This is a genomic window from Micromonospora sp. D75 (genome assembly GCF_018070405.1).
Lineage (GTDB): Bacteria > Actinomycetota > Actinomycetes > Mycobacteriales > Micromonosporaceae > Micromonospora > Micromonospora chalcea.
Map to the genome: position 1 here is coordinate 1 of NZ_JAGPXV010001158.1, position 554 is coordinate 554.

A 554-nucleotide genomic window follows, 5' to 3' on the forward strand; every position below is an offset into this window, starting at 1 on the left:
GCGCCGCCGACGGCGCGCAGGCGGGCGGGCAGCGCGGCCAGCCGCTCGGCCTCGTCGTCGGTGAGGTCACGGGGTTGCCCGGGCCGGCCGCCGAGGGCGTCCACCGGGTGCAGCGTGGGCCGGTCCGCGCGGCTCAGCTCGACGGTGACCGGGGTGCCGTCGGCCAGCCGTCCGGCGAGCCGGTGCAGGCGGGCGTCGGCGTCCAGCCAGAGCGTGGGCCGCGGGTCGCCCGGCACGGCGAGCGGGGCCTGGAGCACGTCCACCGGGATCCCGCCGACGCTGTCGTGGCGCAGCCACCGGCCGTCGGCGCCGGGCGGGTCGACCCGCCCGGCGCCGAGCCCGATCAGCAGGTCGCGTTCCGCGCCCAGGCCGTGCCCGCCGCCCGGGGCCCGCATCCGCCAGCCGTCAGTGGGCGGCACCAGCGGGGGCCGGGCCGGCGTGGGGAGCGCGCCGGGGTCGGGGCGCACGAGCAACGCGGAGCCGGTGGCCTGGGCCAGGCCCCGGGCGGCGTCCGCGCCGGGGGCGCCGACGTCCAGGTAGGCCAGGGGGCGGGC

The 554-nt window shown here is 82.9% G+C and carries 1 pseudogene; it reads right to left on the reverse strand.

The annotated features are described in order from the left end of the window. Positions 1 to 554 (reverse strand): annotated as a pseudogene (locus KBX39_RS32620) (hypothetical protein); the annotation flags it as partial.